General features: G+C 60.4%; 23 protein-coding genes. 10 read left to right on the plus strand and 13 right to left on the minus strand.

Translation table 11 applies throughout. The annotated features are described in order from the left end of the window. Positions 1-90: 90 nt before the first annotated feature. The 3 genes from tnpC to tnpA are packed head-to-tail and all read right to left on the minus strand — an operon-like array spanning position 91 to position 2,519. On the minus strand, positions 91-1,671 hold the full coding sequence (gene tnpC, locus O1Q03_RS10565; protein ID WP_269503255.1) for an IS66 family transposase: 1,581 nt from the start codon (positions 1,669-1,671) through the stop codon (positions 91-93). Between the two features lie 30 nt (positions 1,672-1,701). After that, positions 1,702-2,055, minus strand: coding sequence for an IS66 family insertion sequence element accessory protein TnpB (tnpB, locus tag O1Q03_RS10570; protein ID WP_269503256.1), 354 nt, complete (start codon positions 2,053-2,055; stop codon positions 1,702-1,704). Further along, entirely contained in the window at positions 2,031-2,519 is a 489-nt protein-coding gene (gene tnpA, locus O1Q03_RS10575; RefSeq protein ID WP_269503257.1) for an IS66-like element accessory protein TnpA, read from the minus strand. The genes tnpB and tnpA overlap by 25 nt, the downstream gene beginning before the upstream one ends. Positions 2,520-2,702: 183 nt before the next feature. Here tnpA and O1Q03_RS10580 point away from each other — a divergent pair, with 183 nt between their 5' ends. The 3 genes from O1Q03_RS10580 to O1Q03_RS10590 all read left to right on the plus strand — a co-directional run bounded on the left by O1Q03_RS10580 (position 2,703) and on the right by O1Q03_RS10590 (position 6,639). Continuing rightward, on the plus strand, positions 2,703-3,008 hold the full coding sequence (locus O1Q03_RS10580; protein ID WP_269503258.1) for a YciI family protein: 306 nt from the start codon (positions 2,703-2,705) through the stop codon (positions 3,006-3,008). A 470-nt stretch (positions 3,009-3,478) separates the two neighbouring features. Next, the gene (locus O1Q03_RS10585; RefSeq protein WP_269503261.1) at positions 3,479-5,170 is read left to right on the plus strand and encodes a phage integrase family protein; all 1,692 of its coding nucleotides are present in this window, start codon (positions 3,479-3,481) and stop codon (positions 5,168-5,170) included. A gap of 431 nt (positions 5,171-5,601) precedes the next feature. Then, positions 5,602-6,639: an IS481 family transposase gene (locus O1Q03_RS10590; RefSeq protein WP_269503263.1), complete on the plus strand. Its 1,038-nt coding sequence runs from the start codon at positions 5,602-5,604 to the stop codon at positions 6,637-6,639. A gap of 46 nt (positions 6,640-6,685) precedes the next feature. Here O1Q03_RS10590 and O1Q03_RS10595 read toward each other — a convergent pair whose 3' ends face one another. The 3 genes from O1Q03_RS10595 to O1Q03_RS10605 are packed head-to-tail and all read right to left on the minus strand — an operon-like array spanning position 6,686 to position 8,917. Then, on the minus strand, positions 6,686-6,931 hold the full coding sequence (locus tag O1Q03_RS10595) for a GNAT family N-acetyltransferase (protein ID WP_269503264.1): 246 nt from the start codon (positions 6,929-6,931) through the stop codon (positions 6,686-6,688). Positions 6,932-6,954: 23 nt separating this feature from the next. After that, a complete protein-coding gene (locus O1Q03_RS10600) occupies positions 6,955-8,217 on the minus strand; it encodes an MFS transporter (protein WP_269503419.1) in 1,263 nt (420 codons plus the stop codon). Between the two features lie 25 nt (positions 8,218-8,242). Continuing rightward, the gene (locus tag O1Q03_RS10605) at positions 8,243-8,917 is read right to left on the minus strand and encodes a hypothetical protein (RefSeq protein ID WP_269503266.1); all 675 of its coding nucleotides are present in this window, start codon (positions 8,915-8,917) and stop codon (positions 8,243-8,245) included. A gap of 247 nt (positions 8,918-9,164) precedes the next feature. Between O1Q03_RS10605 and arsH the strand changes: the two genes are divergently transcribed. Together arsH and O1Q03_RS10615 are read left to right on the plus strand one after the other, a co-directional pair. Next, the gene (arsH, locus tag O1Q03_RS10610) at positions 9,165-9,839 is read left to right on the plus strand and encodes an arsenical resistance protein ArsH (RefSeq protein ID WP_442865779.1); all 675 of its coding nucleotides are present in this window, start codon (positions 9,165-9,167) and stop codon (positions 9,837-9,839) included. Between the two features lie 29 nt (positions 9,840-9,868). Beyond that, positions 9,869-10,198: an ArsR/SmtB family transcription factor gene (locus O1Q03_RS10615; RefSeq protein ID WP_442865777.1), complete on the plus strand. Its 330-nt coding sequence runs from the start codon at positions 9,869-9,871 to the stop codon at positions 10,196-10,198. Between the two features lie 356 nt (positions 10,199-10,554). On the opposite strand, the gene O1Q03_RS10620 is transcribed toward O1Q03_RS10615, so the two are convergent. The 7 genes from O1Q03_RS10620 to pstS form a co-directional block, all read right to left on the minus strand. Then, positions 10,555-10,881, minus strand: coding sequence for an ArsR/SmtB family transcription factor (locus tag O1Q03_RS10620; protein WP_269503269.1), 327 nt, complete (start codon positions 10,879-10,881; stop codon positions 10,555-10,557). A gap of 136 nt (positions 10,882-11,017) precedes the next feature. Continuing rightward, positions 11,018-11,746 (minus strand): phosphate regulon transcriptional regulator PhoB, encoded by a 729-nt coding sequence (phoB, locus tag O1Q03_RS10625; protein ID WP_269503271.1) that lies wholly within the window; start codon positions 11,744-11,746, stop codon positions 11,018-11,020. 9 nt (positions 11,747-11,755) lie between these two features. Continuing rightward, positions 11,756-12,469, minus strand: a complete 714-nt coding sequence (phoU, locus tag O1Q03_RS10630) for a phosphate signaling complex protein PhoU (protein WP_269503273.1) — start codon at positions 12,467-12,469, stop codon at positions 11,756-11,758. An 8-nt stretch (positions 12,470-12,477) separates the two neighbouring features. Beyond that, positions 12,478-13,266, minus strand: a complete 789-nt coding sequence (pstB, locus tag O1Q03_RS10635) for a phosphate ABC transporter ATP-binding protein PstB (RefSeq protein WP_269503274.1) — start codon at positions 13,264-13,266, stop codon at positions 12,478-12,480. Next, positions 13,253-14,113 (minus strand): phosphate ABC transporter permease PstA, encoded by an 861-nt coding sequence (gene pstA, locus O1Q03_RS10640; protein ID WP_198110742.1) that lies wholly within the window; start codon positions 14,111-14,113, stop codon positions 13,253-13,255. The genes pstB and pstA overlap by 14 nt, the downstream gene beginning before the upstream one ends. Beyond that, a complete protein-coding gene (pstC, locus tag O1Q03_RS10645; RefSeq protein ID WP_196491111.1) occupies positions 14,113-15,144 on the minus strand; it encodes a phosphate ABC transporter permease subunit PstC in 1,032 nt (343 codons plus the stop codon). Before pstC ends, pstA begins: the two co-directional genes overlap by 1 nt. A gap of 62 nt (positions 15,145-15,206) precedes the next feature. Continuing rightward, entirely contained in the window at positions 15,207-16,226 is a 1,020-nt protein-coding gene (gene pstS / locus O1Q03_RS10650) for a phosphate ABC transporter substrate-binding protein PstS (protein WP_198110744.1), read from the minus strand. 228 nt (positions 16,227-16,454) lie between these two features. Between pstS and O1Q03_RS10655 the strand changes: the two genes are divergently transcribed. From O1Q03_RS10655 to arsB, 5 genes are read left to right on the plus strand one after another with little or no spacing between them, the layout of a single operon-like run. Then, positions 16,455-16,796 (plus strand): ArsR/SmtB family transcription factor, encoded by a 342-nt coding sequence (locus O1Q03_RS10655; RefSeq protein ID WP_269503276.1) that lies wholly within the window; start codon positions 16,455-16,457, stop codon positions 16,794-16,796. After that, on the plus strand, positions 16,793-17,275 hold the full coding sequence (locus O1Q03_RS10660; protein WP_269503277.1) for an ArsI/CadI family heavy metal resistance metalloenzyme: 483 nt from the start codon (positions 16,793-16,795) through the stop codon (positions 17,273-17,275). The genes O1Q03_RS10655 and O1Q03_RS10660 overlap by 4 nt, the downstream gene beginning before the upstream one ends. A 9-nt stretch (positions 17,276-17,284) precedes the next feature. Further along, on the plus strand, positions 17,285-17,779 hold the full coding sequence (locus tag O1Q03_RS10665) for an arsenate reductase ArsC (RefSeq protein ID WP_198110746.1): 495 nt from the start codon (positions 17,285-17,287) through the stop codon (positions 17,777-17,779). An 11-nt stretch (positions 17,780-17,790) separates the two neighbouring features. Beyond that, positions 17,791-18,285: an arsenate reductase ArsC gene (locus tag O1Q03_RS10670; RefSeq protein ID WP_269503278.1), complete on the plus strand. Its 495-nt coding sequence runs from the start codon at positions 17,791-17,793 to the stop codon at positions 18,283-18,285. Between the two features lie 53 nt (positions 18,286-18,338). Next, positions 18,339-19,409 (plus strand): ACR3 family arsenite efflux transporter, encoded by a 1,071-nt coding sequence (arsB, locus tag O1Q03_RS10675; RefSeq protein WP_060343050.1) that lies wholly within the window; start codon positions 18,339-18,341, stop codon positions 19,407-19,409. The last annotated feature ends 83 nt before the right edge of the window (positions 19,410-19,492 follow it).

Here is a 19,492-nt window from a genome sequence, read left to right on the forward strand (position 1 = left end):
CCACTGTGTGTCGGCTGACTGTATGCGATCCACGAACGACGTCCTTCAGAGTGAAGCGGTGGAGCGCTTGAGGTATGGTAACGAAGCGCGTCAGCGCAGGTCGGCCGGCATTTTCCAGGGCAGCAGCGCGTCGTAGTCGTCGACGCTCTTCGTCAGTGGCAGGCGTTGGAACAGCCAGGTGAGATAGCGATACGGGTCGATGCCGTTGGCCTTGCAGGTCTCGACGAGGGAATACAGATTGGCGCTCGCGTTCGCACCATCGACGGTATCACTGAACAACCATCCGCGGCGGCCGACGCAGAACGGGCGAATCGCGTTTTCACAGGGGTTGTTGCTGATCGGCCAGTCGCCGGTTTCGACGTAGCGGATGAGCTTCGGCCACTGCGAACGCAGATAGGTCAACCCCTTGCCGAGCAGGCTCTTCGGCGCGACACCGGGTGACTGCTCGACCATCAGCGTGTGGATCGCTGCGAGCACATGTGTGCTGTAACGTCGTCGCAATCGCTGTCGTCGCGATGCCGACCATGTTTCACTACGCGCTTCGGCCGCGAACAGCTTGCCGATCAGCCTGATGAAGCGCGTCGCGAGCAGATCCGGTGTGCGCGCTGCCTTCGGCACGCTGTCTTCCGCCTTAACGAAGTACCGTCTCACGTGAACCCAGCATCCCAGATGTACGAGTTGGTGACGCTCAGCGATGTCGTTGTAGGGTTCGTAGCCATCGGTCATCATGACCGCGCCCGCACGGATGCCGGTGAACAACTTGTCGCCAAGCCAGGCGCCACGTCCCGGTGTATAGGTAAAGCAGCGGATGGGCACACCCGAACCCGTCATCTGCGCCCACAGGTAACTCTTCGTTTGCGCGCGGCGGCCTTCTTCTTTCAGCACCTGGAGCGTCGTCTCGTCGCAGTAGATCAGCTCGGCATCAAGCAGCGCGTCGCGCATCAGGTTGATGACGGGCTGCGCAGCAAGGCCGACGCGAACCATGCTCGCGGCGATCGTGTTCGATGAGATGTCGCCGCCGAAGCGGCGCAGCAAACCGGCTTGCCGATACAGTGGCATACCGAACTGATACTTGCCGGTGGCAATCCACGCGAGCGCCGATTCGCTCAACAGTCCGCGGGAGATGATACGTGGCGGCGCCGGCGTCACCTTGATGCCGAGCTCACAGCACGGGCACGCATATTTGACGCGCTGGTGCTGGATCACCCGAAGCTGCTCAGGGATCACCGTGAGCTGTTCGCTGATCTCCACGCCGAACTCGACGAGTGCGTGACCGTCGTTCACGCAGAAGCGTTCGGCTTCGGGCAGTTCGTGCCGTACGATGTCGCGCGGCAGGTTGGGATCGAGCGGCTTGCGATGGCCGCGCTTTTTGCGCGTATGGGCGACGACCGTCGTATCGGGTGCATCTTCCTGCGCGGGCGTCGCGTTTGCGCCCAGCGCTTCGGCCTCGTTGAACAGGCCGAGCTGATCGGAGTCCCGTGCTTCACTCTTCGCGCCGAACAATTCGCGACGGTAGGAGCGCAGTCGCTCTTCGGCCAGATCGCGCTCCGCCGTCACGAGACGCACCATGCTACGCAATTCGTCTCGCTCTTGCTGAAGCGCTGCGTGCTGCTCACGTATCGCGAGCAGCGCGGCCAGTTCATCGGCGGTGACGGTGACTTGAATCGGCATGCTGATTGGACAGGCATGCCAATTCGATGTTCAGCTCACGCGTAAATATTTCCGCGTCGGATGCCGCTGGACCGTGGTAATGTCGTCACCGTCGAGCAACGCGTGCAGCAGCTCCGTCGTCATGGTCACGACTTCGGTTTTCTTGTCCGGCCAGATGAAGTGATCAACCTCGAGGCGCTTCATTAGCAACCAGAAGCCGTTCCCATCCCAGCCGAGGATCTTGATCCGATCGCGACGTCGATTGCCGAACACGTAGAGCGACGCATCCATCGGGTTCAGGCGCATCGACTGTTCGACGAGAATCGAGAGGCTGTTCATGCCGTACCGAAAGTCGACAGGATCGCGGTGCAGGTAGACCTTCAAGCCTTCGTCGAACTGGAACACGGCAGCCTCCCGAGCATTTGAATGACGGTGGCCAATTCGTCGATGCTTGCTTCGCCGAGATCGAACTCAACGCCATTCGATAGACTCACGTGCAGCGAGAGCGCCATCGGTCGAGCTGCAGGCAATAGCTCTGGCAGTTGTACGGACGGCGATGCGGTAGCTGCTACGATCGGCACGAACGCCGATGGAGTACTGGGGAGGTCAATCGTGACGCCGTCAGAAATCGCGGGCGTTCGGGCGACTCGCTCGTGTTCGAGTTGCGCCTGAATCTTCTGGTAGCGGGCGATCCAGCTGCGCAGGAGGTTCGGATTGAGACCATGCTCCATGGCGGTCCGTGCTATTGAAACGCCAGGTTGCAGGCAGATCTGTACCAGTTCGTCTCGAGCGGCATCGTCATATTCTCGACGCCCATCTCGCTTTCGGCCGATGACCAGTCGGCTACGCAGGTCTCGTTTTTCACTCATACACTCTGATACCAGCTGTCCACGTGGACACGTAGCATCAGAGTGAAGCGATTTCTAGACAAGGACGTCGTTGGCGGATCGCATACGGCTGACTTCAACGTAAAGCCTCACATTCAATACTGAAACCTATACCCGAGGGACCGAGCGATGGCGAAGTATCTTATCTCCTTCCCCGGAGCGGCGATGGACATCCCCGACGAAGACATGGCTGAGGTCGGTGAGGCGGCGCACGCGGTCATACGCGAAGCGAAGGATGCCGGCGTCTATGTGTTCGGCGGTGGTATCAACGGGGACGTCGCGCCACTGATGGTCGCTGCCGATGGCACTGTCACGGACGAGACCTACCCGCAGACCAAGGAGTTCGACGGCGGCTTCTGTGTCCTGGAAGTCCCGTCGCGCGAAGCCGCCGTCCAATGGGCAGTAAAGCTCGCCAGAGCCTGCCGCTGCTCGCAGGAACTCCGCGAGTTCGGACACGACCCCGAGAGCTGACCGGCGCGGGCGCAGCCCGATGCACGAACGAAGAGACGGTGTAACGCAGCCCAAGGTGAGCGTGGTGGCGATCTGGAGGAAGTAATAAAAAGATAGCTAGCGTTTTACTTACGAGAGGCAGCGCCAGCCGATGTGGTGCCGGATCTGATCGACGGCAGAATCTGTCCTCAATGCATGCATCTCGCGCGTCGAGCAATGCGAACGCTGCCTGCTGCTCGACCACAAATTGACCGCTGTCGAACGGATTCTAGTCGTTCACGACGAACACCCTGCCCCCATCCGGCAGCATCGCTACCTGGACGTCTGGAAACGACTGCAACGCTACATCATGGCGGGCAAGCGCTCGCCGATTGCGGCCGCAGCGGATACGTGATGACAACGATTGAAATGAAAATGTCAGCTAGTGATAGCGTCTGGACAGATAAGAGTTATTATCTGGCCATCATCGAAAAGCGTGAAAACCGGCGATCATGAAAACGCGTGAGACCCTTCCCCTGGATGCGGCTGAGTCCGGCTTCCCTGACGAAGCCGAACTTGCCGCACTGCGTAGCTGGTACTCCGGTCTGGACGCGCGGGATGCCGTCGACCGATATCTTGGCGAGCGTCGCGCAGCCGGAGTATCGTCGCGCAGCATCCTCGGCCGCATCCGCCGGCGACTCGTCACGTTTGCGCGAGCTCGTCATCGCGAAGACTTGGCTGCCGCGTTCGTCGACCGTCCTTCGAAAGCAGTGGCGGACGTCGTTGCCCGGGCCATCGACGCGCTGCGACACCTCCCTGTGCCCGAGCCGCACATATCGGACGAGATTGGCACATGGTTGCTGCCGCGCATCGTGGCAGCCCTGCAGGTCCACGGCATCCGAACGCTCGCGGATCTCACCGTGCGGATTCCTCGACGCCGCCGCTGGTGGTCGGCGATCGACGGTCTCGGCGTCGCCGGCGCGCGACATGTCGAGGAGTTTTTCGCCGCGCACCCGGCGCTGACCGAACGGGCGCGTGCGTTGATCGCCGCGACTCCGTCCAGCATCATCGTGCCATGGGAGCAGATTCGCGTGCCGCATGAGGTCGACGGCTCGCGCGGGCAGTTTCGGGCGCCGCAGACCGCCTGCCTGCTGAGCGCGTCGAACGACTATGAGGCAATCCAGTCGTGGCTGTCCCTTTACGAGTCTGTGGCTACCCAGCGCGCCTATAGGAAAGAGGCCGAGCGGTTGATCCTGTGGGCTATTGTCGAACGCGGCAGGGCATTGTCATCGCTGACGACCGACGATGCGATCGCCTACCGCGGTTTCTTGCGGCGGCCAACGCCACGTGAGCGTTGGGTCGGACCGTCGCGGCCGCGGCAAAGTGTCGAGTGGCGGCCGTTTAGTGGCTCACTGTCGGCACGGTCGACGGGGTATGCGCTCACGGTCCTGTCGGCAATGTTCCGGTGGCTGGTCGAGCAGCGATACGTGATGGCGAATCCGTTTGCGGGCGTCAAGGTGCGCGGCGCCGCGTCGCGCACGGGACTGGATGTTTCCCGCGGCTTCACCGAGGGCGAATGGCTGTTGGTCCGTGCACTTGCCGATGGGCTGGAATGGTCGTATGGCTGGGGCGCACCGGCTGCCCAACGCCTGCGCTTCCTGCTCGACTTTGGTTACTCGACCGGCTTGCGCGCCAGCGAGTTCGTCAGAGCTACGCTCGGCGACATACGGCGTGACGAACACGGCGATCACTGGCTCCACGTGGTCGGCAAGGGCGGCAAACCGGGCAAGGTGGCGTTGCCTGCGCTGGCGCGAACAGCGCTGGATCAGTCTCTTGTACAACGTGGGCTGCCGGTTACGCCGTCTCGCTGGAACCCGGCCACACCGCTGATCGCGAACCTCGAGGAGGGAGGCGCAGGTATCGAGAGTACGAGGCTCTGGCGCGTGCTGCGGCGATTCTTCCGGTTGGCGGCCGACGCGATCCAGGACGAACGACCAGCGACGGCCGAGAAACTGCGCCTCGCGAGCCCGCACTGGATGCGCCACACACATGCGACGCACGCGCTGGCCCGCGGCGCCGAGCTGATCATGGTGCGCGACAACCTGCGCCATGCGTCGATCTCGACGACGTCGACCTACCTGCATAGCGATGAGGTCCGGCGGGCGCGGCAGTTCGATCAGGCATTTGAGGCACGAAAGGTCTAACGTATGGCCGGTCCTCAATTCGACGCGGCGACTGCTTGGCGGGACGGCATCGTTGGTCGCGATACCGGACGATTCAATCGACCCTTTGCAGTGTTCGGTTGAGCCCGCTGCGTAGGTCTGTCACAGCAACTTGCGCATACAAGTCGCTGAGGCGGGACACAGATCACGAAACTCACTGCTGTTTCGAATTCCAGCAGGTGCATCGTCTCTGGCCACCACTGAGTATCCAACCGTCAGGAAGAAATTCGTTGCAGTCGTCGTCAACAGCCACAACGACGAGATTCCCGTCGCCTTGGCCTTCTCCTCCACTGCTTCAACTGCGGTGGACTAGACTAAATCTGACAGTGGTTGGTTTTTCATGCTGGCGCGCATTGGCGCGAAGGGCGTAGCCCGTAGCGGCAATGCGCGCCGCGAACAGCAAGGAGTCCGCCATGACTCAGGAGCAGAAGGTAATTCGTGCCAAGGTCGGCATACTCGAGTTGGCCCGGCAACTCGGCAACGTCAGTCAGGCCTGTCGCGTGATGGGTTACTCGCGCGACAGCTTCTACCGATTTAAGGAACTGTACGATCGAGGCGGCGAAGCTGCGCTGCAGGAGATTTCCCACCACCGACCGCTGCTCAAGAACCGCGTGGACCCGCAGGTCGAGGCCGCCGTTGTCGAGCTGGCCCTCGAATTGCCAGCCTACGGTCAGGTGCGTATCGCCAACGAAGTCCTCAAACGGCATGCCCTGTCCGTCTCGCCCCAAGGCGTCCGTAGCATCTGGTTGCGCCACGATCTGGAGACCATGCCCAAGCGCCTGAAGGCCTTGGAGGCCAAATCCGCCCAGGAGGGGTTGGTGCTGACCGAGGCGCAGCTCGTCGCACTCGAACGCGCCAAGCACGAGAAGGAAGTGCACGGCGAATTCGAGTCCGAATGTCCAGGCTACTGCGGCGCGCAGGATACGTTCTATGTCGGCAGCCTCAAGGGCGTCGGCCGTGTCTACCAGCAAACTTTCGTCGATACCTACTCGAAGGTTGCGTTCGCCAAGCTCTACGATCGCAAGACGCCCTTGCCGGCGGCTGATCTACTCAACGATCGTGTTGTCCCGTTCTTCGACAGCTTCGGCATTCCACTGCTGCGCGTGCTGACAGACCGCGGCACCGAATACTGCGGCAACCCCGAGCATCATGAATACGAGCTGTATCTGGCCTTGGAGGACATCGACCATACACGCACAAAGGCTAAGTCGCCGCAAACCAACGGGATCGTCGAACGGCTGCACAAGACTATGCTCAACGAGTTCTATCGCATCGTCTTCCGCAAGAAGATCTACGACTCGATCGCCACCTTGCAGGCAGACCTTGATGCGTGGCTCGACCAGTACAACAATGAACGAGAGCATCAGGGGCGCTGGTGTTATGGCAAGACGCCGATGCGTACTTTCCTCGATTCGCTCGAACTCGCCAAGGAGAAACTCATCCCCCATTGATGACTCGTTCTTTGTCGGCCCGACTACCTGTCAGATCGAGTCCCGGCTAATACACTTCAACCAATCCTTTTCCGATCCCCTGGGAACGCTCGCTACCAGAAACCGCCAGTGACCGTAGCAACCCAACCTCGCCGAAGCGCTCCAGCCCCGCGACAGCAACGAGCCTCGGGTCACCGACCACGAGGAAATCGTTCAACAAAGCCTCGGTAACATCCGCAGTCGGCAGTTGATTGAGGTCGAGAAGCGTTCTGACGGAATCGAGATCGTCTGGTCGCGCTTCACGGATGTTCATCTTGATGTTCCTAACAAGTGAATTTAGCAACAGCCGGCCGCCGCCGATTCGGCATTGCTGGCTCGTACCGCGACAATAAACGCTACCGCGGACAGCATCGAAACAGCGAATATCGTCCATTCGACCGCGACGTACCCGTGCGCGAGTGACCATATAGCTGCAGCAGTGATTGGTGCGATTCCCTTGGCGACATTCGATGGAATCGAGAGCATGCCGCTGATCGCCCCATATCCTTCTGTCCACAACAGATCTTGCACGATGGTGCCTCTCAAGATCGTCATCATCCCGTTCGCAGCACCGTAGCAAAGCGCAAAGAGCCATAGCATCACGGCAGAGTTCCCCGCGCAAACGAGAATAATCGTTGACATTGGGAAGAGGGTCACGACGATCATGCCCACGGTACTCACGTGAACCGAGCGAGCAAATGTGTACCAAACAGCGCGGGCAGCGACTTGTGCTGGGCCGATGAGCGCCATGGTCATCACGAGGACGGCATTCGATACGCCGCGCTCAACCATGAGCGGCACCAGATGGAAAGTCAACGCGGCAAACGTCGCGTAGTACGCGGTAAAGCACGCTGCGAGGGCCCAGAACGTCGGCGTTCGAAGCGCACGGCGTGCCGACGCTTCATTCGCCAGCTCGGCCGCCCTGGAATCAACGTGTGAACCCGTCGTACTCGCTCGCGACGAGCGGATCATCATCACGTGGATCGGCAAACAGAGCGCCAGATTGAGGAGCGCGAGTACGACGAGCGACAGCCGCCATCCGAACGATCCAACCAAGACCTGGGTCAGCGGGATAAACACCGTGCTTGCAAATCCGGCCACCAAGGTAATCAGCGTGATTCGAGTCCGAAAGCTCCTCGGATATCGATGCGTGACGACGGCAAACACGGGATCGTAGAACGTTGCCGCCATCGCGATGCCGAGGCCGACCCACGCAACGAAGAGCACGGTGAGCGATTGCGCGGTCGCCCAAAGCAACAGCATTGCAGTCGCGATGACCGATCCTATCGCCATGACACGGCGCCCGTACCCGCGATCGATCCATCGCCCGATCGGATATGCCGCAAATCCGGAGACCAGGAGCCCCAGCGACAACGCGGCGTTCGTTACCGTCCTGCTCCACCCCATTGTCTGTTCCATCGGAACGACCAGCAGCGAAAACGAGTAGTAAACAGAACCCCACGATACCAGTTGGGCCAGCGCTAGAGCCCAGGTCGCAATACGATCCTGCTGCTCTTCAGGGATACGGTGAATCGTCGCATCGTCGTGCCGACTGATCATCTTGTTCAATTTGATGCGCCTCTCATCAGACCTTGTAGTCGATCCTGCTACTGCCAATCCGGAATGCATCACAACAAAAGAACATCGTCGACGACAGTCTGCTCGCGACGAATGCGGCAATTCGAGTGGAGATTGATTGCGTGGCATTGCCCATGGATGCGCTGCCGTCTTGTGCGACGGTACCGAGAAAACCGATACCGTCTTCCTTGGCGAACCGTTTGACACGCCAGGTCGCAGCGCGCGCCCAACCCTCGCTCAAGATCGATGAAAAACGAGCGCCTCGTGCTGGCACCGTCACAACCGCAAAGAGCACTACCCCATCGTCAGCAAAGCGGTTTCGCACTCGAAGAAGTAGCGCGTCCCAATCGCACGAAGGATGGGACCGCCCCAGCTTCCGTGCATCGATCAACAAGATCGCGGCTGATGCACCGCTCGCGGCCAGAAATCGCGTAATGCGAGGCGTGTCGTCCGGCGGCACCGTCAAAGCAATCGCCGAGGTCGCGTATCCGGTTTTCCGCTGGAACGCCCGTCCCAGCTCTGTCGCGAGCGAAGCATCGTTCAGCAACGTCCGGTGGATCGGAGTCGCCCCTGTCGTTGGTCTGACTGCCGACAACATCAAGACACTTTGCATAGCTTCACAGCGCGCCTCTTCAGACAAATGCGACAGCGAACCGCCGGATTTGTAGTTGCCGTCGTTCATGATCGACCCCTAACGATTTCACATTTCCAGAATACCGGAAATATGGTAAAGTGCAAGCATCGATTGTGAGATTGGAGCCGTGAGCGCGTCAGCAAAAATTGACCTTGCATCGCCCGAACGACCCCAGATAATTGGAAATATCAAATCGCAGGATTGCCCGATGAAAGTTCACGCAACGAGCGGCGACCTCAGCTTCCCGGCCGCCAAGCCCGAGTACCTCGACACCGATATCGCTGCCCGGCTGGGGATGGAGGGCCAACCGCCGGTGCGGATACTGTTGTTGTACGGTTCGCTGCGTCAGCGCTCGTACTCGCGTCTGCTGGTCGAAGAGGCCGCGCGTTTGCTCCAGCAATTCGGCGCCGAAACACGCATCTTCGATCCGAGCGGACTTCCGTTGGCAGACGAACCTGGTTCGGAGAATCATCCGAAGGTTCGCGAACTGCTTGAACTTTCGATTTGGTCCGAAGGGCAGGTCTGGTGCAGCCCTGAGCGCCACGGCACGATCACCGGCGTCATCAAGACCCAAATTGACCATCTGCCGCTTTCCCGCGGCGGCATCCGTCCGACCCAAGGACGCACGCTCGCCGTGATGCAAGTCAGCGGCGGTTCGCAGTCGTTCAATTCGGTCAATCAGCTCCGGCAGCTCGGGCGCTGGATGCGTATGTTCACCATCCCGAACCAGTCGTCGGTCGCGAAGGCGTTCGAGGAATTCGAGGAAGGCGGTCGAATGAAGCCGTCGCCCTACTACGACCGTGTGGTCGACGTGATGGAAGAGTTGGTCAAATTCACGCTGCTGCTTCGCGGTCGCGCCGAATACCTGGTCGACCGTTACAGCGAGCGCGTTGAAGAGGATCGCCACCTCAACCCGGCAAGCGATTTGGCGAATCAAGTCATTGCCGACCACGCCCGAACGGAAGTTTGAGCCGGTAACAAACCTTCAAGGACCGCGAGATGGCTACCCTGGATTCGAAACTTGCAGTCAAGGCGCTCGCCGCGCTTGCACACGAGACGCGTCTCGCGGTCTTCCGTCTGCTGGTGACCGCCGGGCCATCGGGAATGAGTCCGGGTGCAATCGCGGAAAAGCTCGAGCTGCCGGCCCCCACGCTGTCGTTCCATCTCAAGGAGCTGGCTCATTCCGGCTTGATCGAAGGCAAGAGCCAGGGGCGGTTCATCATGTACTGCGCGAACTATGACCAGATGCAGACGCTCGTAGACTTCCTGATGGAAAACTGTTGTGCGGCTGAACAATGCGCCTGCGCGAACGACGAGGCAGAAGTTTAGAGGTGCGATTTCGCGAGAGCGGCGCCTCTATCGATGTTTCTTGTGGCGGATTTCGCGAACGGCGTAAATGGCTGTGAACACACCAGCGAACACGCTTGCTGCAGCCCAGACCTCGTCAAACTGGCCAGATGCCTTTGCATAGAACCAAAGGCCAATTCCTACCACTGTCAACAACCCACCCAACGCCAGCCCCCATTCGGGTCCCGCTGGTCGGGAGTACGATCTGTGAAGCCTCTTCATGACACCTTCTCCGCACACAAGGGTTGTCATAGCTGCCGAGGCTTGGAAGTCCCTGTTCCCGTCGATTTCGCGCGGATCGTGAAGATGTCAATCGTGGTCGTGCGTATGCCGAAGGTCTAGCACTTCACCTTCTTGTGGGGCTTGCAGTCTGCAACCTCGACACCTTGACAGCAGTTTTCCGTCAGGAAATCGACCAGCCCATTCATCTGATCAATCTCGGGGGCGTAATAGACAAAGCGCCCCTCCTGTCGCGACGACACGAGACCGGCATGCGTCAGTTCCTTGAGATGGAACGACAGCGTGGCGCTCGCCAAGTCCAGCTGTTCCTGGATGACACCGACACTCAGCCCCTCGGGCCCGGCGGTGATCAGCAACCGGAAGATGCCCAAACGCGTCGGCTGCGCCAACGCTGACAGGGCTTTGATTGCGTCTTTTTCCTTCATGGTGCGAAAGTCGTCAAGAATAACCGACGATTCTAACGCTATTGAGATGTCAGCAGCGCGACAAGGGGGCTCGTTGGCAGAACTACCAACGATTTCCCCTGTGCAGGCCACGTTCCCAGACGCAATTTCGTGCATCTCAGGCTGCCACGCCGAGCCGTGCGTTCGGCCCCGGCTGCGCCAGCCGATATCCGCTACCCCGAACGGTTTCGATAATGGCGTCACATCCGAGCGGCTTCAGCGCCTCCCTCAACCGCTTCACATGCACATCGATCGTCCGCTCCTCGATGAATACATGGTCGCCCCACACGCGATCGAGTACCGTAGAACGGCTATGTACGCGTTCCGGGTGCACCATGAAAAAGTGCAGGACCTTGAATTCCAGCGGCCCGAGACGTACGTGCACCTCACGTCCGTTCTCTTTCGCAAACACAAGGTGACGCCCCGGATCAAGTGTCAGTTTGCCAACCGTGACGGGATCGTCAGTAAGCTGCGGAGAGCTACGCCGCAGTACCGCCTTGATCCGTGCCACGAGTTCCTTCGGTGAAAACGGCTTCGCGAGGTAGTCATCCGCGCCGGCCTCCAGACCATCAATCCTGTCACGCTCCTCATCGCGTGCGGTCAACATGACAACCGGTACATCGCGCGTCCGTGAATCGGCGCGTAGCTGTCGCAGGAATTGAAGTCCGGACATGCCCGGCAACATCCAGTCCAGCACGATCAAGTCAGGAAGCACCTCGGCTATCAGCGAACGTGCGACCGACGCGTCGCGCGCTTCGAGCGGATGCATCCCGGCGTGTTTCAGGTTCACGGCCAGCAAGTCGACGACCGCCGGCTCATCTTCAACAATCATCACGTTGATCGGCATGGTTTTCCTTTATTCGTTTTCGTCCAATGCCCGGCGTTCAAGCTCCGCAGGCGACAGGTGACGTACATCCGTACCTTTCGCGACGTAGATGATGAACTCCGCAATGTTCGTCGCATGGTCACCGATGCGCTCGATGGCCTTCGCGATAAACAGGTAGTCGAGTCCGACCGAAATGCTCCGAGGATCTTCCATCATGTACGTCGCCAGCTTGCGCACGAATGCCCGGAATTGCTCGTCGATCGCGTGGTCGTCGCGAACGATCTGGGTAGCCGAAACGATATCCAGCCTCGCGAACGCGTCGAGCGCTCGACGCAGAATGTGCGTCGCCATCTCCCCCGACAACTTGATTTCAGCAACGTTGATGCTTCTCGCCGAGATGTCCACCGCGATCCGCCGGACCCGCTTCGCAATCTTCCGCGCCTCGTCGCCAGCACGCTCGAGGTTGGTCACGGTTTTCGACGTCGCCATCAACAATCGAAGGTCGCGTGCGGCTGGCTGACGACGCGCGATGATGTTGCTCAGCTCCTCGTCGATCGCGATCTCCATCGCATTCAACCGGCGCTCGTCCGCGATCACCTTCTCGACGATATCGAGGTCGAAAGTCGCCAACGCCTGCATCGCACGCGCGATCTGCAACTCGACCAGGCCACCCATTTCCAACAACCGGGTCGAAACCAGTGCGAGGTCGGCATCAAACTGACTCGAGAGATGCTTGTCGGTCATGCTCGCTCCTAACCGAATCGGCCGGTGATGTAATCCTCGGTCGCCTTTTGCGTCGGCTTGGTGAAAACCTGCTCGGTCGAGCCGAACTCGACGAGCTTGCCCAGATGCATGAACGCGGTGTGCTCCGAAACGCGTGCGGCTTGCTGCATGTTGTGGGTGACGATGACGACCGTATAGTGCTTTCGCAACGTCTCCAGCAACTCTTCGATTTTTCCCGTCGCGACAGGGTCCAGTGCCGACGTCGGCTCGTCCAGCAAAAGCACTTCCGGGTCGATCGCGAGCGCGCGCGCAATGCACAAGCGTTGCTGCTGCCCGCCCGACAACGCATGCGCACTCTGGTTGAGCTTGTCCTTCACCTCATCCCAAAGCGCGGCCTGTCGCAGCGCAAACTCGACACGCTCGTCTAGCTCGCTGCGAGTCAGCGCTTCGTGGTGATTGATCGCCAGCGCGATGTTGTCGTAGATGGACATCGAGAACGGCGTGGGCTTCTGGAAGACCATCCCAACCTTCAGTCGCAGCTCGTTGAGCTTGAAGTGCGGATCGAGGATGTTCTTGCCGTCCATCTCCACACGCCCCGTCGCGGTTTGATCCGGATAGATCGAATACATCCGGTTCAACACGCGCAACAAGGTCGACTTGCCGCAGCCCGACGAACCGATGATGGCGGTCACTTCGCGGTCGGGGAAGTCCACGTCGACGTCGAACAGGGCCTGACGGCGGCCGTAGTGAAAGTTCAGTCCGCGCACGCTGATGCGCGCTTGATTCGTCCTGGCAGATGGCATCTTAACGGGAGGCATGAGCGCGATTGAAGAAGGTGCGGGACAGGATGGCCAACGCGAGCACAAAGACCGTCATCAGGAAGGCACCGGCCCAGGCCAGCGAATGCCATGCCTCGTACGGGCTCATCGCAAATTGGAAGATGACGACCGGAATATTGGCGAGCGGGCCGTTCGGCGTCGTCGACCAGTACTGGTTGTTCAACGCGGTAAAGAGCAGCGGCGCAGTCTCACCGCTGATCCGCGCGACCGCGAGCAACGCACCAGTGACGATACCGGCGCTCGCCGCCTTCAACAGGATGCGGGAGCTGATCTTCCAGCGCGGGATACCGAGCGACAGCGCCGCTTCGCGCATGCTATCGGGGATCAGCTGAAGCATTTCATCCGTGGTTCGAATGACGACCGGCAGCATGATGATGGCAAGCGCGACCGCACCGGCCCACCCGGAAAAATGCCCGACTTGACGCACGATGAGTTCGTACGTGAAGAGGCCGATCACGATTGACGGCGCACTCAGCAGGATGTCGTTGACGAATCGAACGATGCCGCCCAAGCGCGTGCTGCGCGCATACTCGGCAAGGTAGATTCCCGCCATCAAACCGAGCGGCACGCCGATGACGGCCGCGATGCCGATCATCAGGAAACTGCCGTACAGCGCATTCAGCAAGCCGCCTTGTTCTCCTGGCGGCGGAGTCATCTGCGTGAAGAGACTCGGCCCGAGTGCGCTGAAGCCGTGTATCACCGTCGTCGCGAGAATCCAGAAGAGCCAGAACAGCCCGAAGAGCGTCGACAGCACGGACAAGACGAAGACGACATTGTTCGTCATCCGGCGTCGCCGGAACTTCTTCATGTCGAAGGTTGTTTCCATCACTTGGCTCCTTCCATGCGCTTCAGGCGGAGCAGCAACAGCTTCGCGAACGCCAGGACGATAAACGTGACCACGAACAGAACGAAGCCCAGCGCAATGAGCGATGACAGATAGATCGGCGAATCGGCCTCGGTGAACTCGTTCGCCAGCGTGGCGGCGATCGAGTTGCTGGGGTCCAGCAACGACACGCTCAGATCGTGCGCGTTGCCCAGCACGAACGTCACCGCCATCGTCTCGCCGAGCGCCCGGCCGAGGCCGAGGAAGATGGCGCCGATGACCGCCGAGCGCGTGTAGGGAAGCACGACCTTCCGGATCACTTCCCAACGCGTCGCACCGAGCGCGAACGCCGACTCTTTCAGCATCTGCGGCGTGGCGGAAAAGACATCGCGCATGACCGCGGTGATGAACGGGATGATCATGATGCCGAGAATCAAACCGGCGGGCAGCATGCCGAGGCCGATTGGAGCCCCGGTAAAGAGCGGGCCGATCAGCCATGCGTTGCCTAGTGTGTTGATCAGCCAGGGCTCGACATGATCGGCCAGGACAGGCGCGAACACGAACAGGCCCCACATGCCGTAGATGATGCTGGGAATCGCGGCCAGCAGCTCGATCGCCGTGCTGACCGGGCCCTTCATCCAGCGTGGCGCAATCTCCGTGAGGAACATCGCGATGCCAAAGCTGATCGGAACGGCGATGAGCAGCGCGAGCAAGGAACTCACCAGCGTCCCGTAAATGGGAATGAGCGCGCCGAACTTGTGCGCGACGGCATCCCAGTCGGTACTGATGAGGAAACGCCAGCCAAACGTCTGGAATGCCAGGCGGCCGCCCCACAGCATCGACAGCGCCGCACCCGAAAGCAGAACGAGAACAAACAATGCCGCGCACAGCGCAGCGAACCAGAACATTCGATCGGCCGCAGCGTCCGGCAGCCACCGTTTCCGGGTACGGAACGTCAGCTCGGTTCCGAGCACGGTGCCCTTGCGGCGTTCAGCCGGTAACCCGGTGCTTATATCTTCAGCGGTGGTAGGCATCGCCATTTCCTTTGCCGGCAGCGCGCGCCACGCGCGTCGCGCTGCCACGGGTTACAGGAGCATCAGAACTTGAAGTTGGTCGACCAGTACGTCTCGATCTGCTTGACGAGCGCCGGCGGCAGCGGCACATAGTCGAGCGATTCAGCCTGCTGCTGGCCCTTTTCGAGCGCCCAGCGGAAGAAGTCGATCGTCGCCTTCGATTGCGCCGGGTTCTTCGGCTGCTTGTACATGACGATGAACGTCGTCGCCGTCACCGGATACGCATCCGGGCCTGCCGCGTCGGTCATCACAAGATCGAAATCCTGCGCCTTCGTCCAGTCGGCGGTCGCTGCCGCAGCCTGGAACGACTTCGCATTTGGTTCGACAAACTTGCCGGCCTTGTTCTGCACCGAGCCGTACGTCATCTTGTTCTGCAGCACATACGCGTATTCGACGTAGCCGATGGAATTCTTCAGGCGGTTCACGTAAGCCGCGACGCCTTCGTTGCCCTTGCCGCCGACGCCCGTCGGCCACGCGACGGACGTGCCTTCACCGACCTTGCTCTTCCAGTCAGGGCTGACCTTCGACAGATAGTTGACCCAGTTGAACGTGGTGCCCGAACCATCAGAACGGTGCACGACCGTGATGTTGGCGTCCGGCAGCTTCAGCCCGGGGTTGATCTTCGTGATCGCCGGGTCGCTCCACTTCTTGATCTTGCCGAGATAGATGTCGGCGAGGACCGGACCAGTGAAGTGGATCTTGCCAGGAGCGACGCCGTCGATATTGACGACCGGCACGACGCCGCCGACCACCGACGGGAATTGCCCCATCGACTTCGCTTTCAGGTCTTCCACGGACATCGGCATATCGGTCGCCCCGAAGTCGACGGTGGCCGCCTTGATTTGGGCGATCCCGCCACCCGAACCGATCGACTGGTAGTTGACCTTCGTGCCCGACGCCTGGTTGTAGTCCGAAGACCACTTCGACAGAATGGGATACACGAAGGTCGAGCCGGCACCGGTGATTTCCGCAGCATGGGCGGCAACCGCAAAGGTTGCGGTCACGACCACACCCGCCAGACGTTGCACGAACCGCTTGTTCATCTTGGTCATCCTCAGTAAGTAAGCATCATTTCCATAAAACTAGATACGTTACGACTGTCGGGATGCTAAGTATAGTTCGTGACATTCCGGTGACAGGAACCGGCCCTCATGAAATTTGTGTGACACCTGGAATCGGGTCTTGAACAGCTCAACGGCATGGCGTCCACCACCAGGCGCCGGTCCCAAATTCAACTTTGCAATCTTCGATACTTCGATTACTATGGAAATATGGAAACGAATTCTGTCATCCGCGCCCTTGGCGCCCTGGCCCAGGAATCCCGGCTCTCGGTCTTTCGCCTTCTTGTCGAAGCCGGCCCGGGCGGGTTGTCCGCGGGGCAGATAGCCGAGCGACTGGGTATCGCCCCGTCGTCTCTGTCTTTCCACATGAAGGAGCTGACCCACGCCAGCCTCGCCACTGTCGAGCAGCACGGGCGCTACATGATCTATTCCGCCAACTACACGACCATGAATGACCTGATGGTCTATCTGACGGAGAACTGTTGTGGCGGCAACCCGTGCACGCCTATCAGCGCCGGCAGTTGCAACCTTTCGAAGGAGAACGCGTCGTGAAACGCCTACATATTCACCTGTCGGTCGACGATCTCGCGGCCAGCATCCGCTTTTACTCGGCACTGTTCGCCAGCCAGCCCACCGTCGAGAAAACCGACTACGCGAAGTGGATGCTCGACGATCCACGTGTCAATTTCGCAATCTCCCAACGAGGTGCGGAACTCGGGCTCGATCACCTTGGTGTGCAAGTCGAAAACGAAGCCGAGCTCGCCGAGATGCATACACGCCTGAACGACGCGGCGCTTCCCGTCGACGAGCAAATCGGGACAGCGTGCTGTTACGCGCAATCCGACAAGTACTGGACGGTCGATCCGCAAGGCATCGCGTGGGAGACGTACCAGACGCTCGGTGAAATTCCGACTTTCGGCGAATCTCGGGTCGTACCGGCTCCCCAGCCGGAGGCCAACGCTTCTGCCTGTTGTTCTCCCTCACGTGGCAAACCGATCGGGGTGCCAGTGAAATCATCTTCCTGCTGCTGAGGTTCGACCATGACCGACAAGCGCTACAACGTGCTGTTCATCTGTACGGGCAATTCCGCCCGCTCGATCCTGTCCGAAGCCCTGATGAATCAACTGGGCGATGGGCGATTCGTTGCCTATTCTGCAGGTAGCCATCCGAAAGGCGAAGTGAACCCGTTCGCGATCCGCGAGCTGGCGCGCTGGCACCTCCCGACCGAAGGGTATCGGAGCAAGAGCTGGGACGAGTTCGCAGCACCTGGCGCACCGGAACTCGATTTCGTCTTCACCGTCTGCGACAAGGCCGCAGGCGAGGTCTGCCCGATCTGGCCCGGTCAGCCGATGACCGCGCATTGGGGCGTCCCCGATCCGGCCGAAGTGGAAGGTTCGGATGAGCGGAAGCAGCAGGCAATGCATGAAGTGGCGCTCGTACTGAAACGTCGCATTGACCTGCTACTGTCGGTGCCGATCGCCAAACTCGATAACGTCGCACTTCTGAAAACCGTGCGTGATATTGGCCAACAGTGAAGTCCCGGAACATGACTACGAACGTATTGATTCTCTGCACCCACAACTCCGCGCGCAGCGTGCTGTCCGAAGGGATGCTCAATCACTGGGCCGTGAAGCTCGACAAGGACGTGCGTGCGTACAGCGCAGGCAGCGCGCCGAGCGGTCGTCTCAATCCGTTCGCGCTGGAAGCGCTGACGAACGCCGGCGTCGACGTGAGCGACTACCGCAGCAAGAGCTGGGATGAATTCGTCGGCGACGGTGCGCCTCAAATGCGCGTCGTCATCACCGTGTGCGACAGTGCGGCCGCGGAGACGTGCCCGTACTGGCCCGGCAGCCCCGTGAAGGTGCATTGGGGCTATGCCGATCCGTCGAATGCTTTGGGCGGCGACGAAGGCAAGCGGCTTGCATTCGAACTCACGCGTCAAGCGATCGGCTATCGCATGCTGCAGTTGCTCTCGCTGCCGCTTGACCGTCTCGACAACCGTGAACTGCAGGCTGCCCTGGATCGAATCTCGCAATCCTGATTTCGGGACCGCCGACCGCTGTCAGGCACGATTTCACCTTATCGAACAACCCAATGAATACCACCAACGTCGCACCGCCGGGAAAGCTTGCAGCGAAACCCGCGATCAACTTCTTCGAACGCTACCTGACCGTCTGGGTGGCGCTGTGCATCGTCGCCGGCATCGCGCTCGGTCAGTTGCTACCCGGCCTGTTCCAGCAGATCGGCCGGATGGAGTATGCACAGGTCAATCTTCCGGTCGGGCTGCTGATCTGGGTGATGATCATCCCAATGCTCGTGAAGGTCGACTTCGGCGCGCTGCATGAAGTGCGTCAGCACGTGAAAGGCATCGGCGTCACGCTGGCCGTGAACTGGCTCGTCAAGCCGTTCTCGATGGCATTTCTCGGCTGGCTGTTCATCCGTCACCTGTTTGCTCCGATGCTGCCGGCAGAACAGCTCGACAGCTACATCGCCGGCCTGATCCTGCTGGCCGCCGCGCCTTGCACGGCAATGGTGTTCGTGTGGAGCCGGCTGACGGGCGGCGATCCGCTGTTCACGTTGTCGCAGGTCGCGCTGAACGACAGCATCATGGTGGTCGCGTTCGCGCCGTTGGTCGGGCTGCTGCTCGGTATGTCCGCGATCACCGTTCCGTGGGCAACTCTGCTCACGTCGGTCGTGCTCTACATCGTCATTCCGGTGATCATCGCGCAGGTGTTGCGCAAGCGGCTGCTCGCGAAGGGGCCGGCGGCCTTCGACGCCGCGATGGCGAAGATCGGTCCTTGGTCGATCGCCGCACTGCTCGCCACGCTCGTGCTGCTGTTCGCGTTCCAGGGTGAAGCCATCCTGAAGCAGCCGCTCGTGATCGCGCTGCTTGCGGTACCGATCCTGATCCAGGTGTTCTTCAACTCCGCGCTTGCGTACTGGCTCAATCGCGCAGTCGGCGAGAAGCACAACATCGCGTGCCCGTCGGCCCTAATCGGCGCATCCAACTTCTTCGAGCTGGCCGTCGCGGCCGCGATCAGCCTGTTCGGCTTCCATTCCGGCGCGGCGCTGGCCACCGTTGTCGGCGTGCTGATTGAAGTGCCGGTGATGCTGCTGGTCGTGCGCATCGTGAATCAGTCGAAGGGTTGGTACGAACGCGCTTGAGCCTCGAAGATCGGGCTCCGCCGAAACCCGGCTTGGCCTCTCGCGCCAAGCCGAATCAGCAGCCCCCTTCTGCAGCACCTGTC

It is taken from the genome of Burkholderia sp. IMCC1007 (assembly GCF_027257875.1).
Taxonomy (GTDB): Bacteria; Pseudomonadota; Gammaproteobacteria; order Burkholderiales; family Burkholderiaceae; genus Burkholderia.

What these genes read in the sequence shown, in the direction of transcription:
- pstB (WP_269503274.1), bottom strand. Translation starts at nt 13,266, where the DNA reads ATGCCTCCCGTTAAGATGCCATCTGCCAGGACGAATCAAGCGCGCATC.
- tnpC (WP_269503255.1), bottom strand. Translation starts at nt 1,671, where the DNA reads ATGCCGATTCAAGTCACCGTCACCGCCGATGAACTGGCCGCGCTGCTC.
- O1Q03_RS10605 (WP_269503266.1), bottom strand. Translation starts at nt 8,917, where the DNA reads ATGAACGACGGCAACTACAAATCCGGCGGTTCGCTGTCGCATTTGTCT.
- O1Q03_RS10655 (WP_269503276.1), top strand. Translation starts at nt 16,455, where the DNA reads ATGGAAACGAATTCTGTCATCCGCGCCCTTGGCGCCCTGGCCCAGGAA.
- O1Q03_RS10580 (WP_269503258.1), top strand. Translation starts at nt 2,703, where the DNA reads ATGGACATCCCCGACGAAGACATGGCTGAGGTCGGTGAGGCGGCGCAC.
- O1Q03_RS10590 (WP_269503263.1), top strand. Translation starts at nt 5,602, where the DNA reads ATGACTCAGGAGCAGAAGGTAATTCGTGCCAAGGTCGGCATACTCGAG.
- O1Q03_RS10585 (WP_269503261.1), top strand. Translation starts at nt 3,479, where the DNA reads ATGAAAACGCGTGAGACCCTTCCCCTGGATGCGGCTGAGTCCGGCTTC.
- pstC (WP_196491111.1), bottom strand. Translation starts at nt 15,144, where the DNA reads ATGCCTACCACCGCTGAAGATATAAGCACCGGGTTACCGGCTGAACGC.
- O1Q03_RS10615 (WP_442865777.1), top strand. Translation starts at nt 9,869, where the DNA reads ATGGCTACCCTGGATTCGAAACTTGCAGTCAAGGCGCTCGCCGCGCTT.
- O1Q03_RS10665 (WP_198110746.1), top strand. Translation starts at nt 17,285, where the DNA reads ATGACCGACAAGCGCTACAACGTGCTGTTCATCTGTACGGGCAATTCC.
- O1Q03_RS10595 (WP_269503264.1), bottom strand. Translation starts at nt 6,931, where the DNA reads ATGAACATCCGTGAAGCGCGACCAGACGATCTCGATTCCGTCAGAACG.
- O1Q03_RS10620 (WP_269503269.1), bottom strand. Translation starts at nt 10,881, where the DNA reads ATGAAGGAAAAAGACGCAATCAAAGCCCTGTCAGCGTTGGCGCAGCCG.
- phoB (WP_269503271.1), bottom strand. Translation starts at nt 11,746, where the DNA reads ATGCCGATCAACGTGATGATTGTTGAAGATGAGCCGGCGGTCGTCGAC.
- tnpA (WP_269503257.1), bottom strand. Translation starts at nt 2,519, where the DNA reads ATGAGTGAAAAACGAGACCTGCGTAGCCGACTGGTCATCGGCCGAAAG.
- arsH (WP_442865779.1), top strand. Translation starts at nt 9,165, where the DNA reads ATGGAGGGCCAACCGCCGGTGCGGATACTGTTGTTGTACGGTTCGCTG.
- arsB (WP_060343050.1), top strand. Translation starts at nt 18,339, where the DNA reads ATGAATACCACCAACGTCGCACCGCCGGGAAAGCTTGCAGCGAAACCC.
- phoU (WP_269503273.1), bottom strand. Translation starts at nt 12,469, where the DNA reads ATGACCGACAAGCATCTCTCGAGTCAGTTTGATGCCGACCTCGCACTG.
- pstA (WP_198110742.1), bottom strand. Translation starts at nt 14,113, where the DNA reads ATGGAAACAACCTTCGACATGAAGAAGTTCCGGCGACGCCGGATGACG.
- O1Q03_RS10670 (WP_269503278.1), top strand. Translation starts at nt 17,791, where the DNA reads ATGACTACGAACGTATTGATTCTCTGCACCCACAACTCCGCGCGCAGC.
- pstS (WP_198110744.1), bottom strand. Translation starts at nt 16,226, where the DNA reads ATGAACAAGCGGTTCGTGCAACGTCTGGCGGGTGTGGTCGTGACCGCA.
- O1Q03_RS10600 (WP_269503419.1), bottom strand. Translation starts at nt 8,217, where the DNA reads ATGATCAGTCGGCACGACGATGCGACGATTCACCGTATCCCTGAAGAG.